Annotated in this window: 14 protein-coding genes; 9 read left to right on the forward strand and 5 right to left on the reverse strand. The window is 41.7% G+C overall.

Going from position 1 to position 14,642, the window contains the following annotated elements; translation table 11 throughout:
* The first annotated feature begins 52 nt into the window (after positions 1 to 52).
* The 4 genes from xylA to xylE all read left to right on the forward strand — a co-directional run bounded on the left by xylA (position 53) and on the right by xylE (position 5,547).
* A complete protein-coding gene (gene xylA / locus NR125_RS13770) occupies positions 53 to 1,384 on the forward strand; it encodes a xylose isomerase (RefSeq protein WP_071157683.1) in 1,332 nt (443 codons plus the stop codon).
* Positions 1,385 to 1,491: 107 nt separating this feature from the next.
* Entirely contained in the window at positions 1,492 to 2,994 is a 1,503-nt protein-coding gene (gene xylB / locus NR125_RS13775) for a xylulokinase (protein WP_192908687.1), read from the forward strand.
* 21 nt (positions 2,995 to 3,015) lie between these two features.
* On the forward strand, positions 3,016 to 4,053 hold the full coding sequence (locus tag NR125_RS13780) for an aldose epimerase family protein (protein ID WP_071157687.1): 1,038 nt from the start codon (positions 3,016 to 3,018) through the stop codon (positions 4,051 to 4,053).
* 93 nt (positions 4,054 to 4,146) lie between these two features.
* Entirely contained in the window at positions 4,147 to 5,547 is a 1,401-nt protein-coding gene (xylE, locus tag NR125_RS13785) for a D-xylose transporter XylE (RefSeq protein ID WP_026041671.1), read from the forward strand.
* Positions 5,548 to 5,793: 246 nt separating this feature from the next.
* Here the strand turns inward: xylE and NR125_RS29915 are convergent, their stop codons facing one another.
* Genes NR125_RS29915 through NR125_RS13805 form a run of 4 tightly spaced genes read right to left on the reverse strand, consistent with a single transcriptional unit; the run spans position 5,794 to position 8,785 of the window.
* Positions 5,794 to 6,177, reverse strand: a complete 384-nt coding sequence (locus tag NR125_RS29915; RefSeq protein WP_009334249.1) for a metal-dependent transcriptional regulator — start codon at positions 6,175 to 6,177, stop codon at positions 5,794 to 5,796.
* 25 nt (positions 6,178 to 6,202) lie between these two features.
* Positions 6,203 to 7,144, reverse strand: a complete 942-nt coding sequence (locus tag NR125_RS13795; RefSeq protein ID WP_009334250.1) for a metal ABC transporter substrate-binding protein — start codon at positions 7,142 to 7,144, stop codon at positions 6,203 to 6,205.
* Positions 7,145 to 7,181: 37 nt separating this feature from the next.
* Entirely contained in the window at positions 7,182 to 8,039 is an 858-nt protein-coding gene (locus NR125_RS13800) for a metal ABC transporter permease (RefSeq protein ID WP_009334251.1), read from the reverse strand.
* Entirely contained in the window at positions 8,039 to 8,785 is a 747-nt protein-coding gene (locus NR125_RS13805) for a metal ABC transporter ATP-binding protein (protein WP_034296985.1), read from the reverse strand. The genes NR125_RS13800 and NR125_RS13805 overlap by 1 nt, the downstream gene beginning before the upstream one ends.
* Positions 8,786 to 9,134: 349 nt before the next feature.
* On the opposite strand from NR125_RS13805, the gene NR125_RS13810 reads away from it, so the two are divergent.
* The 5 genes from NR125_RS13810 to NR125_RS13830 are packed head-to-tail and all read left to right on the forward strand — an operon-like array spanning position 9,135 to position 13,902.
* Complete coding sequence (locus NR125_RS13810) at positions 9,135 to 9,713, forward strand: glycerol-3-phosphate acyltransferase (RefSeq protein WP_019381295.1); 579 nt, start codon at positions 9,135 to 9,137, stop codon at positions 9,711 to 9,713.
* A 3-nt stretch (positions 9,714 to 9,716) separates the two neighbouring features.
* Complete coding sequence (locus NR125_RS13815; RefSeq protein ID WP_256815506.1) at positions 9,717 to 11,327, forward strand: aminotransferase class V-fold PLP-dependent enzyme; 1,611 nt, start codon at positions 9,717 to 9,719, stop codon at positions 11,325 to 11,327.
* Positions 11,314 to 13,143, forward strand: coding sequence for an LTA synthase family protein (locus tag NR125_RS13820; protein WP_071157690.1), 1,830 nt, complete (start codon positions 11,314 to 11,316; stop codon positions 13,141 to 13,143). Before NR125_RS13815 ends, NR125_RS13820 begins: the two co-directional genes overlap by 14 nt.
* Before the next feature lie 16 nt (positions 13,144 to 13,159).
* Positions 13,160 to 13,465, forward strand: a complete 306-nt coding sequence (locus NR125_RS13825; RefSeq protein ID WP_009334256.1) for a hypothetical protein — start codon at positions 13,160 to 13,162, stop codon at positions 13,463 to 13,465.
* 17 nt (positions 13,466 to 13,482) lie between these two features.
* On the forward strand, positions 13,483 to 13,902 hold the full coding sequence (locus NR125_RS13830; RefSeq protein WP_071157692.1) for a hypothetical protein: 420 nt from the start codon (positions 13,483 to 13,485) through the stop codon (positions 13,900 to 13,902).
* Positions 13,903 to 13,972: 70 nt separating this feature from the next.
* Here NR125_RS13830 and NR125_RS13835 read toward each other — a convergent pair whose 3' ends face one another.
* Entirely contained in the window at positions 13,973 to 14,443 is a 471-nt protein-coding gene (locus NR125_RS13835) for a DinB family protein (protein ID WP_071157694.1), read from the reverse strand.
* Positions 14,444 to 14,642 lie beyond the last annotated feature (199 nt).

Here is a 14,642-nt window from a genome sequence, read left to right on the forward strand (position 1 = left end):
TGTAATCAAATGAAAGCGATAACAAATGAAAAGAGAAGATGGAGGAATGAAAATGAACTACTTTAATAATGTGAGTGGAGTAAAATACGAAGGTCCAGATTCTAATAATCCATTGGCTTTTAAATATTATAATCCTGAAGAAATGATCAACGGCAGAAAAATGGAAAACCTTCTCCGTTTTGCAGTGTCTTACTGGCATACGTTTACTGCGGAAGGCACAGATCCTTTCGGAAATGGAACGATGATCCGTTCCTATGACAGATTTTCCGGAATGGATTTGGCCAAGGCGCGTGTTGAAGCATCCTTTGAATTCTATGAAAAACTGAATGTTCCGTTTTTCTGTTTCCATGACGCTGATATTTCGCCTGAAGGCGATTCATTAAGCGAAACTTTTAAGAACTTAGATGAGATTACGGCCATGATAAAGGAATACATGAAGTCCAGCAAAACAAAGTTATTATGGAATACCGCTAATATGTTTTCGCATCCGCGCTGGCTGCACGGTGCGGCTACAGCACCTAATGCTGATGTATTTGCCTATGCTGCTGCAAAAGTGAAAAAGGGACTTGAGATCGGCAAGGAGCTGGGTGCTGAGAACTATGTGTTCTGGGGCGGCCGCGAAGGATACGAAACACTGCTGAATACGAACATGAAGCTTGAACTCGATAATCTTGCGCGGTTCTTCCATATGGCAATCGATTATGCAAAGGAAATTGGGTTTGACGCACAATTCCTAATCGAGCCAAAACCGAAGGAGCCCACCAAACATCAATACGATTTTGATGTGGCAACCAGTTTATCATTCTTGCAATCTTACGGCTTAAAAGACTACTTTAAATTCAATATTGAAGCAAACCACGCGACCCTTGCCGGCCATACATTTGAGCATGAACTGCACACAGCACGCATAAATGGAATGCTTGGTTCAGTGGATGCAAACCAGGGTGATACCCTGCTGGGATGGGATACTGACGAATTCCCGACAGACATCTATTCTACAGCACTGGCAATGGTTGAAATTCTAAAAAATGACGGCCTTGGAACAGGCGGCCTTAACTTTGATGCGAAAGTACGAAGAGGATCATTTGACCCTGAGGACCTGTTCTATGCTCATATTGCAGGAATGGACACATTTGCGGTTGGCGCAAAGGTTGCACAGCGTCTAATTGAAGATAAAGTATTAGACAATTTTATTGCTGACAGATATAGCAGCTATACAGAAGGCATCGGCCTTGAAATCGTTGAAGGAAAGGCAGACTTCCGCAAGCTTGAAAAGCATGCCCTTCAGCTTGAAAAGATTGAAAATAAATCAGGAAGACAGGAACAGCTAAAAGCTGTCTTAAATAAATACATTCTCGAAGCTCATGCGAGTGTAAAAGCGTAATAGATTAATATAAAAAGATTAAATGTACTGGGAATACAAAATTGTCCCAGTACATTTTTAAAAACTAAAACTTAGCATACATTTCATTATCTAAAGGATGATCAATCATGAAATATGTAATCGGGATTGACCTTGGCACGAGCTCGGTAAAAGCTTTATTAATGAATCAAAAGGGAGTAGTATGCAGCGAAGTTTCCAGGTCTTATCCGCTCATTCATGAAAAGTCGGGTTATAGTGAACAGGACCCTGGTGAATGGGTTGATAAAACAGTGGCTGCTCTTAAAGAACTTACAGAGCAGTTTGATGGAAGTGCGGAAGACATTCAAGGAATCAGTTTTTCAGGCCAAATGCACGGTCTGGTCCTTCTGGATGAAGAGAATAAGGTTCTGCGTAATGCAATCCTTTGGAATGATACCCGCACGACAGAGCAATGTAAACAGATCTATGACATGGCTGGTGAGAAGCGTCTGCTTGAAATCACAAAGAATCCGGCATTGGAAGGCTTTACTTTACCAAAGCTGCTTTGGGTGAAGCAATACGAGCCGGAAGTTTTTGAAAAAGCGGCTGTATTTATGCTCCCTAAAGATTACCTGCGCTTTAAACTGACTGGCAGGATTCATAGTGAATATAGTGATGCAGCCGGTACTTTGCTGCTGAATGCCTGCCGGAAAATGTGGAGTGAAGAGATTTGCGGGCTAACGGGGATTGATGTGAATATCTGTCCGCCTTTAGTTGAATCCCATGAATGTGTAGGAACGTTAAAGCCTGAGATTTCTGAGAAGACGGGATTATCTCCTTTAACTAAGGTATTTGCAGGAGGAGCTGACAACGCCTGCGGTGCGATCGGTTCCGGCATTCTGTCGGAAGGCAAAACATTATGCAGCATTGGGACATCCGGGGTCGTTTTATCCTATGAAGAACAAAATGACAAGGATTTTCAGGGGAAAGTCCATTATTTTAATCATGGTGAAGAAAATGCCTATTACACAATGGGCGTAACCCTGGCAGCAGGACATAGTTTGAGCTGGTTTAAAGATGCGTTTGCAGAAATGGAATCATTCGATTCCCTGTTGGCTGGAATGAGCGAGGTTCCGATTGGGTCGAACGGCCTTTTATTTACACCCTATTTAGCGGGTGAGCGCACACCATATGCAGATTCACAAATTCGGGGAAGCTTTATCGGCATGGACTCCTCACATAATCGAAATGATTTTGTACGATCGGTCATTGAAGGTATTACTTTTTCTTTAAATGAATCGATTGAAATATTCAGGGAAAGCGGAAAGCTTGTCGATACCATTATTTCAATCGGCGGAGGAGCTAAAAGTGAGGCCTGGCTGCAAATCCAGGCCGATATCTTCAATTGCACAATTGTAAAGCTTTCAAGTGAACAAGGACCTGCTGTAGGTGCGGCTATGCTAGCGGCATACGGATGTAAATGGTATGAATCTCTGGAAGCCTGTGCCGAAAACTTCATAACATACGAAAAGACATATACTCCAATCCCTGAAAACGTTAAGAAATATCAGGAGCTTTTCCAGTTATACAAAGAAGTTTATGCGCAAACCAAAAAGCTGAATGAGGGTTTGGCCGGGTTTAGAAAAAAGTAAGCTGACTTGAGGGAGATCGACATGAACATAACTGAAAGTATATTCGGCGAATGGAATGGACACAAGATTAAATCCTATACAATCAGCAATGATCATGGAATGGAAGTATCGTGTATCGAATACGGGGGAATCATTACCGGGTTATCTGTCCCTGACAGTAAAGGAAATATAGAGAATGTGGTCCTGGGGTTTGACACTCTTGAAGAGTATATTAATTATTCACCATTCTTCGGCGCTATTATCGGAAGGGTGGCCGGAAGGATAGCGGGCTCGGCTTTCACTCTTGATGGAACTGCTTACCAGCTGCAAAAAAATGATGGGGAACACCATCTGCATGGAGGTTCAGGCGGCTTTCATCATGTTATTTGGGACTCTACCGCCGAAAAGAGCATGAATGAGGCGAATATCAGGTTCTCCTATGTAAGCCCGGATGGGGAACACGGGTATCCTGGGACACTTGAGGTAACGGTAAACTATACACTGAACAATGAGAATGAACTGGTCATTAGTTATGAAGCGATATCTGATGAAAAAACGATCATCAATCTGACAAACCATACTTATTTTAACCTAAGTGGGGACTTAAAGAGGGACATTCTGGAGCACGAGGTGACCATGCAAAGCGATCACTTTCTGGAGCTTGATGAAACATTGATTCCTACTGGGAAACTCATACATGTTGAAAATACACCGTTTGATTTCAGAGCAGGGAAGAAAATCAAAGAAGGCGTAAAGTCCGGCCATCAGCAGAACATGCTTGCGGGCGGAGGTTATGATCATCCATTTCTATTAAATACAGGTGAAATGACTGTAGTGGATTCTGCCAGCGGACGAAAACTGACAGTGAAAACGGATAGGCCGAGTGTTGTTTTATATACAGCGAATATGCTCGGAAATGATTTTCAAATTAGAGGTGTTCAGTCAAGAAGCCATTTGGGGCTGTGTCTTGAAACTCAATGTCCGCCTGATGCTGTTCATCATGAACACTTTCCTTCTATTGTCCTGGAGAAAAATGAGGTCTTCAAAACAAAAACCAGTTTCAAGTTTCTCGTTGTTTAATCATTTCTAATAGAAAGGAGTGAAGATGGATTTGAATTATTAATGTAAAATTGTAAGCGCTCTATTTTGGTTCAAATCTGTCTTTTACAATCTATGAAACAGAATCGGAACTCTCTATATATTGGTTCACTTACATTGGTTGCTGCGATAGGCGGTTTGCTTTTCGGATATGATACGGCTGTTATTTCAGGAGCTGAAAAGTCACTGGAAATCTATCTGATTAATAGTTTGGGATTAGGATCGCTGGCTCACGGGGCGACAACCTCAAGTGCATTGATTGGCTGTATCATTGGCGGTTTAATATCCGGTTATTTTGCGTCGAAATTTGGGCGGAAAAAATCGCTGATAGCCGCGGCTGTACTATTCTTCTTATCTGCATTAGGATCCGCTTTCCCTGAATTTTTATTTTTCACTAAAGGGGAACCGACCATCTCGCTATTATTGACTTTTAATCTTTATCGCATTATTGGCGGAATTGGGGTTGGTCTGGCGTCAGCTATTGTTCCCATGTATATCGGCGAAATTGCACCTGCCGATATCCGCGGACGCCTTGTTTCATTCAATCAGTTTATGATTATCTTCGGGATGCTTGTCGTGTACTTTGTAAACTGGGGCATTGCCAGCGGCCGTCCATTGGAATGGATCAATGATGTTGGCTGGAGGTACATGTTTGCTTCAGAAGCTATTCCGGCCCTTGCCTTTGGTCTTCTGCTGCTCCTGGTTCCGGAGACACCACGTTACCTGGCCATTCATAATCATGATGATAAAGCTTTAGCAGTCCTTGCGAAAATTAATGGTGCAGCAGAGGCTAAAACGATCTTGGGTGAAATCAAAAAATCGGTAGCAGCCTCAGCAAATGTTCCAGCAGAAAAGCTGTTTGCATACGGAAAATTAGTGATTGTTATAGGAATTCTGCTCTCTGTATTCCAGCAATTTGTCGGAATCAACGTTGCTTTGTACTATGCACCGCGAATTTTTGAAAGCATGGGAGCAGCAAAGGATGCCTCGATGCTGCAGACGATTGTTATGGGTGTCATAAATGTCATCTTTACAATTGTGGCAATTTTAACTGTAGATAAATGGGGACGCAAGCCATTATTGATCACAGGTTCCATTGGCATGGCCATCGGGATGTTTGGAGTAGCAGGAATGGCTTTCTCCAATATAATCGGCATGGGCACATTAATTTTTATCATCGTTTACACAGCTTCCTTCATGATGTCATGGGGACCGATATGCTGGGTATTGATCTCTGAAATTTTCCCAAACAAAATCCGAGGACAGGCAGTTGCGGTAGCTGTAGCAGCACAATGGGCGGCAAACTATTTTATTTCATCGACCTATCCGATGATGATGGAATTCAGCGGCGGCTTAACTTACGGCTTCTATGGACTGATGAGTGTTCTTTCAGCCATTTTTGTATGGAAGTTTGTACCTGAAACGAAAGGGAAGACTCTTGAGAACATGGAGAGTATTTGGAAAAGAACTGCCTGATTAGCTTATTCAACCATGAAAAAAGAATGTCCCGATGAATATCACATGCAGAAGGGACATTCTTTTTTCTGTTATCTGCTTGTTTTTATCATTTCCTTCACTAGTTCTTCTATCTCTTCTGCACTCTTATCCAATGAAAGTGACAATTCCTTAAATAAGATTTTTTGAACTGCATTCAGAAGTATCATCAACTCTGAAGGTTCAGTGGGCTGAATAAATCATCAGGACAAAAAAACGCTTGAATATTCAAGCGTTTTTCTTATGATTTTCTATAAAGCTCTTAATTTTAAAAACAACTTCCGTACCGATATGCATTTCAACTTCCCTAACTTTCTTTTTGATCAGTTTCTCTTCAACCCCGATTATTTGATAAAACTCCATTAAAACCTGATGATCTTGGAAGAGTTTTTTGGCAATTTCCAATCCGGCTTTTGTCAAAGTAACTGTTCCATAGGGCTGAAAATGAATGTAACCGTCTGTTTTAAGCTTTCCGGCCATTTTAGATGCAGCTGAGACGGTGACCCTCAATACCTTTGCAATGCCGGAAATGGTCGCATGCCCATGTGCTTCCTGTAATAAATAAATCTCGAGAATATACCTCTTTGAACTAATGGGGATCACATGTTTCACCTGCTTGCTGGAATAGTGACCTTTATTACCGGGTCAAGCCTTTTTTAATGGTTTTAATATTCCATTCCATCATCGAAATATAAGTATCGCCATCTTCACCCGGCTTTGCCAAGGAGTCTGTAAATACCTTTCCCATGATTGGAACATTGGTTTCATCGGATACAGCTTCCATGCTTCTTGCGTCAATGCTTGTTTCCAGGAATAGTCCTGTAATTCCTTTTTCATTAATAATATCTGTAATTCTTGTAATTTGGTCTGGTGTTCCCTGGTTTTCCTGGTTGATTTCCCAGATGTATTCTGCCTGGAATCCGTAGGCTTCGCTGAAATATTTAAAAGCACCTTCACTTGTTACGAGAACACGTTCGTTTTCTGGAATTTCATTAAATTGTTCGACTGCTTCATCATGCAGCTCTTGAAGCTTTGCAATGTATTCTTCAGCGTTTTTTTCGTAAATCTCTTTATTGTCTGGATCTGTTTTGATAAGTCCATCTCTGGCATTTTCCGCGTATTTGATCCCATTTCGGATGTCCAGCCAGGCATGGGGATCTTCTTCACTTTCTTTGCCCTTTGTGGTTAAGTGCATGGCATCAACGCCTCTGCTCATTAGGAAGACAGGCGCATCTTCACCGTCTTTTCCGGCAGTTTCCATCAGCTTATTGAACCATGAGTTGCCGGCTTCCAGGTTCAGCCCGTTGTAAAATACTGCATCTGCATCCGTTGTTTTTTTCACATCCTCAGGAAGGGGGTCATATTCGTGGGGATTGGAGCCAATGGGTGCTAAACTATGAATCTCAACCAAATCCCCGCCTACATTTTTAACAATGTCATACACAATCGAATAGGTAGTCACAACTTGGATTTTCCCATCTGCATTGGACGAGGTGCTGCTTGTTCCGCTGCTGCAGGCTGACAGGAATAACACAGACAGAAGGAATGCAGCTAATAAAAGAAAGCCTTTTTTAATCATCGGTTTTCCCTCCTAAAAAAATTTGTTTTTATTAAAATTAAACTAATGAAGCTCTCTTTTTCTTTACTTTCAGCGTTTTCCATATTAGCCCATGCTTAGGTGAAAATAAAAAAACGAGAATGAAAATAGCAGTGGATGATATGACTATTGTTGCTCCTGAAGCTAAGTTGTAGGTAAAGCTAAAGTATAGTCCCACGATGGATGAAATTACACCAATGCCAGACGCAAGGAAAATCATCATCCACAGCCGCTCGGTTAACAGATAAGCTGCCGCTGCAGGGGTGATCAGCATGGCAACAACCAGGACAATACCTACTGTCTGGAGGGATGCAACGGTTACCATCGTCAAGAGAGTCATTAGGAAATAATGAATGAAACGAACTGGCAGTCCGTAAGCTGCTCCCATCGTTTCGTCAAACGAGGTGACCAATAATTCTTTGTAAAAGAGGTATACAGCCCCCAATACAAACAGGCTGATGCCCAGTGTGATCCACATGTCGGATAATCTTACTGCCAGTACATTGCCAAATAATATATGGTAGAGATCTGTACTGCTTTTAAGCATGGTAATAATAATGATTCCTGAAGCAAATGCCGCTGTAAACATAATTCCAATCGAGGTATCATGCTTTATCCGGCTGTTTTGGGATACAAACCCAATGGCGATAGCTGTAATCACTCCGCTTATGACTGCTCCAAAGAAGAAGTTAACTCCCAGCATATATGAAATAGCGACGCCCGGAAGGACAGCATGTGATATGGCATCTCCCATGAGAGCCATTCCTCTGAGGATGATAAAGCACCCAATGACTCCGCAGATAATTCCTACCATAACCGAGGTTAATAACGCTTTTTGCAGAAAACCATATTGCATGACCGCTTCAATAAAAGCCATTATAGCGACACCCCAATCTCATTCATAAAAGCAAATTGCCCCTTGTATGCTTTTGCAATTACTTCAGGTTTAAACACTTCTTCAACGGTCCCAAAACTGATCAATTCCTTATTTAACAGAATTATCTGATTGAAATAATCATTTGCTTTACTTAAATCATGGTGTACAACAATCACTGTTTTTCCTTGTCTGCAGAGCTCCTTCAAAATGTTCACAATGGTTTCCTCACTGGATACATCTACTCCAACAAATGGCTCATCCAGAAAGAACAAATCCGCTTTTTGAGCAAGTGCTCTCGCAAGAAAAACTCTCTGCTGCTGGCCGCCTGATAGTTCCCCAATCTGCCTTTTGCTGAACTCCTGCATGCCAACTCGCTGAAGACATTCCATGGCCCACTCTTTATCCTTTTTCTTTGGACGGCGGAACAGTTTTAAATGGGGGTAGGTCCCAATAAGAACCGCATCATGCACAGTGATTGGGAAATCCCAGTCAATGTCATTCCGCTGCGGCACATAGGCGATGCTCTTGCGAACTTCAGCAATGGATTTTCCCATCACTCTAACTGCACCTTTATCCTTTGGTATAAGATTTAGCATGGCTTTTAAAAAAGTCGATTTACCTGCGCCGTTCGGCCCTATAATTCCAACCAGATTACCTGTATTAACAGTAAGGCTGACTCCTGTCACCGCTTCATTTCCGAAATAGGAAACATGCAAATCCTCTATGCTAATTGCCGGATCCTTCATCATTTTATCCCCCTTTATTTTCCAAATTTAAATTGATTCAAATTAATTGTTTATATGCAATTATACGTCACGCGGACAAGATTTATGGATAAATTAAAAAGTTTTGCCTTAATGCAAATTATATGCGATTGATAAACAAAGTCAACACAAAAAATAATTTTTTCAGAAAGTTTAAGGTTTGCAGTAAAATAGGGGAATTATGAAATCAGGCTCTGGCATTCAATTTGTTTAATGGTAAAATAAGGGGTGTTATACTATCTTTATCAGTTAATAGATTGTAATTTTGTAAATATATGAAACTTTTTACCCTTTTTGATCGTTTAATTAGTAAAGGGCGGGATAGGTGCTTATGATCGATGATGTGTGGACTGCCCTGATGGTTATGATCTTTTCCTACACATTTGGGAGCGTAGCCGGGGCTTATTATGTGGTTAAATACATAGCAAAAGAGGATATAAGAAAAAAGGGGAGCGGGAATGTAGGGGCTACTAATGCAGGGAGAGCAACCGGCAAGAAGGGGTTCTTGCTGACAATTGCAATTGATGCTGGAAAGGCATGGACAGCTTTATATGTAACTGGACTTATGTTTGAAGGTGATGGTTTATTAATTCTTAGCGCTTTTTGTGTTCTTATTGGCCATTTGTTTCCAATTCAGCTGGGGTTTCATGGTGGAAAAGGAGTGGTTGTCTACTTGGCTTCTGCCTTGTTTTTGGAACCACTAACAATAGCGATAATGGCTATCACGATGGGAATTGCCTATGCAGTTCTCCGGAAGTATACACTATCAGGTTTTATCGCCATGGCTTCCATTCCCATTACAGCCTGGGTGATTGGTGATTCATTCATCATTTCGGCAGGCCTCCTGCTGCTGCTTTTGATTGTTTTCATTTCCCATACCCATTTCATCATGCCTAAACATAGGAGGTAAACTGTGAATATTATCTGCAAAATCGCAACCGAACTTAATGAATTTAAACAAATTCATCAGCTGAACTACCAGACATTTGTGGAAGAAATTCCTCAGCATAAGCAAAATGATGATCAGCATTTAATTGATAAATTTCATGAAGAAAATACATATGTCATTGCCAAGGCTGGCGAGGAAGTTGCCGGAATGATCGCGATCCGTGCCAAAAGGCCATTTTCGCTTGATTATAAGCTTCCTAATCTCGAAGAATACTTGCCTGTTAAGGGAGAATTTTGTGAGATCCGCTTGCTGTCAGTCAAAAAAGAGTTTCGCAGCACCCGTGTTTTTTATCAGCTTTGTGAAAAGCTTGTAGAGCATTGCCTCGAAAAAAATTATACGATGGCGCTGATATCGGGTACGGTCAGACAGCTGAAATTGTATAAGCGGATGGGATTTCTGCCTTTTGGTCCTCTGACAGGAGAGGAAGGAGCCCAGTTTCAGCCCATGTATTTAACAAAAGAGAATTTCGAACGTTCAACGAAAGCATTTGAACGCTTAATGGCCAGAAATTCAGTGCCCGCCGATCAGCATTCCTTTTTGCCGGGTCCGGTGCCCATTCATGCAAAAGTGAAAAGGGCTTTTTCAAAAGAAGCCGTATCTCATCGCAATCATGATTTTATCAGCGGTTTAAAAGACTTGCGTTCTCAATTATGCAAGATGACAGATGCCTCACATGCTGAAGTTGTTGTTGGCACGGGAACACTTTCCAATGATCTTGTGGCAGCACAGCTGAAAAACATCGAAGGGGATGGGCTGATCCTGGCCAATGGCGAATTTGGCTTTCGTCTCATAGATCATGCAAGAAGGTTTCAATTATCTTTTCAAACGATTGAAAGAGAGTGGAATGAACCGATTACCCACGAGGAAATAGCCTGCATGCTGAAAGAAAACCCCTCCATAAAATGGGTGTGGACCGTGCATTGTGAAACTTCAACTGGGTATGTATTCGATATTAGCGGCATTCAGGAGATTTGCGGGGAGCATGGTGCCGAGCTTTGCGTGGATGCATGCAGCACGGCCGGAATTTTGCCGTTGAATCTTAAGAATATATATTTTGCATCGACCGTCAGCGGAAAGGGATTTGGTTCCTATCCGGGTTTGGCAATCGTATTCCATCGTGACAAAATTAAAGGGAACAGTGCAGTTCCAAGATACTTGGACTTAAAGATGTACGAAGAAAACCAAAGCATTCCATACACCCATTCGTCCAATCTGGTCTACGCATTAAAAGAGAGTATAAAGCTGATAGATTATGAGAAATTAAAGCTTTTGTCTGGAAAAGCAAGGATGAGGCTGAAAGACAGCGGATTTTCTGTTCTGGGAGACGATGATTATTCCCCTGGCATCCTGACTATCAGTTTGCCGCTGAGCATTTCCAGCAGGGAATTTGGCGACACATGCAAACAGAAAGGAATTCTTCTAAGCTATGAAAGCGGGTACCTGCTTGAGAGAAACTGGGTTCAGGTGGCTCTAATGGGGGCACAGGAAGAGCAGAAGGTCAGGGCATCACTCGAAATGCTGGCAGGTATTTTAGAAAAACAATATGAAAAGCGGTATGATTATGAAGTTATTTAAAAGGCTTTCACCCATTTGGTTTGCCGTCATTTTAATCTGGATTAAAACGGTCATTGTATCCTTTATCGGATTTAATCTGCATCCGGAGAACTGGACTGATATTTTATTTATGATTTTAAGCCCGATTGGGGCCATAATGGTCATTCTTGGAATTAATATTTATTTTAAGCGAAAGGTGAAACCGGCAGCCATTTTTGCAACGATGGTCATTTTGACCGGCATTCTTTTTGGGGATCTGCTTTATTATCGTTTTTATACTGATTTTGTAACCGTTCCGATTCTTTTTCAGTTTAAAAATGTCGGAGGGATTGGACCGAGTACACTTGAATTGATTAGCCCTTGGGATCTTCTGTTATTTGCTGATCTGGCCGTTTTTTGGCTTTTATATATAAAACGGAAGTCAGTACATGAGCAAATCACAGCAAAATCAAAGGGATTTTACACGGCTGTCAGTGTGTTATTTGTATTCATGACCATCGTTCTCGGCATGGTGAAAGTGCCTCATTTATTTTCGGAATCATATAATCGCCAGCAGCTTGTTAAGCATATTGGCTTGTATCAGTATCATCTCTATGATATTGGCATCGCTGCATCATACCCGCTCAATCGCGCTTTTGCCAGTCCATCTGACGCAGAAGCCTCAGCGGAGTATGTCCAATCTCAAGAAGATAAGCCATCAGATTACTTTGGTGCGGCAAAAGGAATGAATGTCGTTCTGATCAGTATGGAGTCCACCCAGAATTTTGTTATCAATCAGAAGGTGAATGGCCAGGAAATAACGCCATTCCTTAATTCTCTGATTGAAGACAGCTTTTATTTCAGCCGTGTCTATGATCAGACAGCACAGGGGAAAACATCCGACTCGGAATTCATGATCGATACAGGCCTTTATCCATTATCCAGCGGATCGGCGTTTGTCAGAAAAACGGAAAACGCTTATCGAAGCCTGCCGCATATTCTATCTGATGAGAAGTATTACTCAGCTGTTTTCCATGGGAATGACGCTTCGTTCTGGAATCGGGAGGCCATGTATGATTCTCTGGGGTATAATCGTTATTTTTCAAAAGCCGATTATGTGGTCACAGAAGAGAACTCAGTGAACTACGGCATAAAAGATATCCCATTCTTCCAGCAGTCCATTCAGCATCTGGAGAAACTGCAAAAGCCTTTCTATGCCAGGTTTATCACATTGACAAACCATTTCCCATTTTTGCTGGAGGAGGAAGATCAGTTCATTCCTGAGGCCAGCACGAGTGAAATGGTTGTCAACCGCTATGTGACAACCGTTAGATATCAGGATGAAGCCATTAAAACATTTTTCCAGGATTTAAAAGCAAGCGGACTTTATGAAAATACGATGTTTGTATTATACGGCGACCATTATGGCATCTCGGACAAATATGAACATGGCGTTCTGGAGCTGCTGGGACAGGAAGATACCATTGTTAATCGCATGCAGCTGCAGAGTGTGCCGCTGATTATCCATGTACCTGGTGTGGAAGGCAAAACGTTTTCGAATATTGGCGGGGAAATCGATATCAGGGCAACGATCCTTCATCTGCTCGGCATTAGTGCTGAGGATAACTTCAGCTTCGGGCATAACCTTTTTACAAGGGATCCCCATCATCCAGTTATTTTTCGGGATGGAAGCTTTATAGCTAAAGACTATTTTTATAAAGCCGGTAAATGCTTCAATAGCAAATCGGAAGAAGAAACAGATATTAATAGCTGTGAACCGTTAATGGATATCTCGAGAAAAGAGCTAAGGCTGTCTGATGACATTGTACATGGGGATTTGATGAGGTTTATGGAATAATTCTTGGAGGATAAGCATGGAAGTATTCGGGTTTATATTCTTGTGGGGAATCCCTTTGCTGCTGCTTTGGAGCTTTATTTTAACACTTGTGGAAGTTAAGAGAGCTGGCAGCGAAGGACAGTTTCTGGGCAGGACGCTGACATTTATCGGCGGAATTTATCATTACACCATTTCTTCATTTGCAGCATGGATTGGTTTGATTGCCATCGCATTCGGAATTGCAGCCCTGGTAGAGGGATCCATTTTAGGAGCATTATTTTTTGGTTTATTTGGTGTTTTTATGGTTTATAACTTTTTTCCGAGATTGAATATGCCGGAATGAGATGGAGGTATGTCCTTTTGGGCATGCCTTTTTTTATTGGCAGCACCGAAAGATTTTTCAATTCAATCAATGTAATCATTGAACCGTTGAGGGGGAAAGTTGATGCGGCATCGGACAGAAGAAGCGAAAAAGGGAGAGAAGGAGTCCGAAGTTGGTGCGAGTTCGGACAGGAAAAGCGAAAAAGGGAGAGAAGGAGTCCGAAGTTGGTGCGACTTCGGACAGAAGAAGCGAAAAAGGGAGAGAAAGAGTCCGAAGTTGGTGCGACTTCGGACAGGAAAAGCGAAAAAGGGAGAGAAGGAGTCCGAAGTTGGTGCGTCTTCGGACAGGAAAAGCGAAAAAGGAAGAGAAAGAGTCCGAAGTTGGTGCGAGTTCGGACAGAAGAAGCGAAAAAGGGAGAGAAGAAGTCCGAAGTTGATGCGTCTTCGGGCCGAAAATAAAGAAATCCAGCAAACAAGTCCTAACAGTTTGCTGGATTATTGCTATAACGGCAGTCCCATATATATGAATCTACCTTGTAATAGAACGATAAATCTGTTTAATCGTTTCCATGTGCATCGCTTCATGATAAAAGCCGAATAAATAAGCTTCTCCGGTTGTGTAGAAAGTAATGCCGCCGCGGTTTGTAAAGGGACTTGGCAGTTTTTGCTCCATACGCCCACGAAGAAATGTCTTTATTCTTTGTTTTTGTTCATTTAAGACAGATGCAATTTCGTCGAAAGAAGGCGGTGGTTCGGTCCAATCGGCAGGCTTAGTTCCAGCGCCAAATAACCGTTCATAGTTCATCGGGACGTTCATTTCTTCACCTGATATCCCAAAGACAAGCTTTTCCTGCACAAATGCAATATGCCCAAAGTTCCAGCGGATACTATTGTTAAACCCTTCTGGAATGATATCTGCCATTTCTTCAGGAATCCGCTTGAACGATTTTTCAGTAATGCCCCGCACTGTTTCCATATGGTCAAAAATAGTCTGTTCCAATACACTCACCCTCCATATTCATGCTCATTGGATAAAGTTCTAGGAATTCACTTCATTTTCCTACATCTATATTTATTTTTATCTAAAAGAGCTATGTATGAAAATTAATAACCTTAAGTCTCAAGTCCTATAAGCATATACAGCGCAGGCTTCTTAATCTAAGGACCGTGTTTCCTTATTATAAAAATATAATCATATT

The sequence above is a fragment of the Cytobacillus sp. Bac17 genome (assembly GCF_024519925.1).
GTDB classification, from domain to species: Bacteria; Bacillota; Bacilli; order Bacillales; family Cytobacillaceae; genus Cytobacillus; species Cytobacillus pseudoceanisediminis.

Coding starts and splice junctions, on each gene's coding strand:
- NR125_RS13805 (WP_034296985.1), bottom strand. CDS start 8,785: ATGAAGGATCCGGCAATTAGCATAGAGGATTTGCATGTTTCCTATTTC.
- xylA (WP_071157683.1), top strand. CDS start 53: ATGAACTACTTTAATAATGTGAGTGGAGTAAAATACGAAGGTCCAGAT.
- NR125_RS13825 (WP_009334256.1), top strand. CDS start 13,160: ATGGAAGTATTCGGGTTTATATTCTTGTGGGGAATCCCTTTGCTGCTG.
- NR125_RS13820 (WP_071157690.1), top strand. CDS start 11,314: ATGAAGTTATTTAAAAGGCTTTCACCCATTTGGTTTGCCGTCATTTTA.
- xylE (WP_026041671.1), top strand. CDS start 4,147: ATGAAACAGAATCGGAACTCTCTATATATTGGTTCACTTACATTGGTT.
- NR125_RS13810 (WP_019381295.1), top strand. CDS start 9,135: ATGATCGATGATGTGTGGACTGCCCTGATGGTTATGATCTTTTCCTAC.
- xylB (WP_192908687.1), top strand. CDS start 1,492: ATGAAATATGTAATCGGGATTGACCTTGGCACGAGCTCGGTAAAAGCT.
- NR125_RS13800 (WP_009334251.1), bottom strand. CDS start 8,039: ATGGCTTTTATTGAAGCGGTCATGCAATATGGTTTTCTGCAAAAAGCG.
- NR125_RS13795 (WP_009334250.1), bottom strand. CDS start 7,144: ATGATTAAAAAAGGCTTTCTTTTATTAGCTGCATTCCTTCTGTCTGTG.
- NR125_RS13780 (WP_071157687.1), top strand. CDS start 3,016: ATGAACATAACTGAAAGTATATTCGGCGAATGGAATGGACACAAGATT.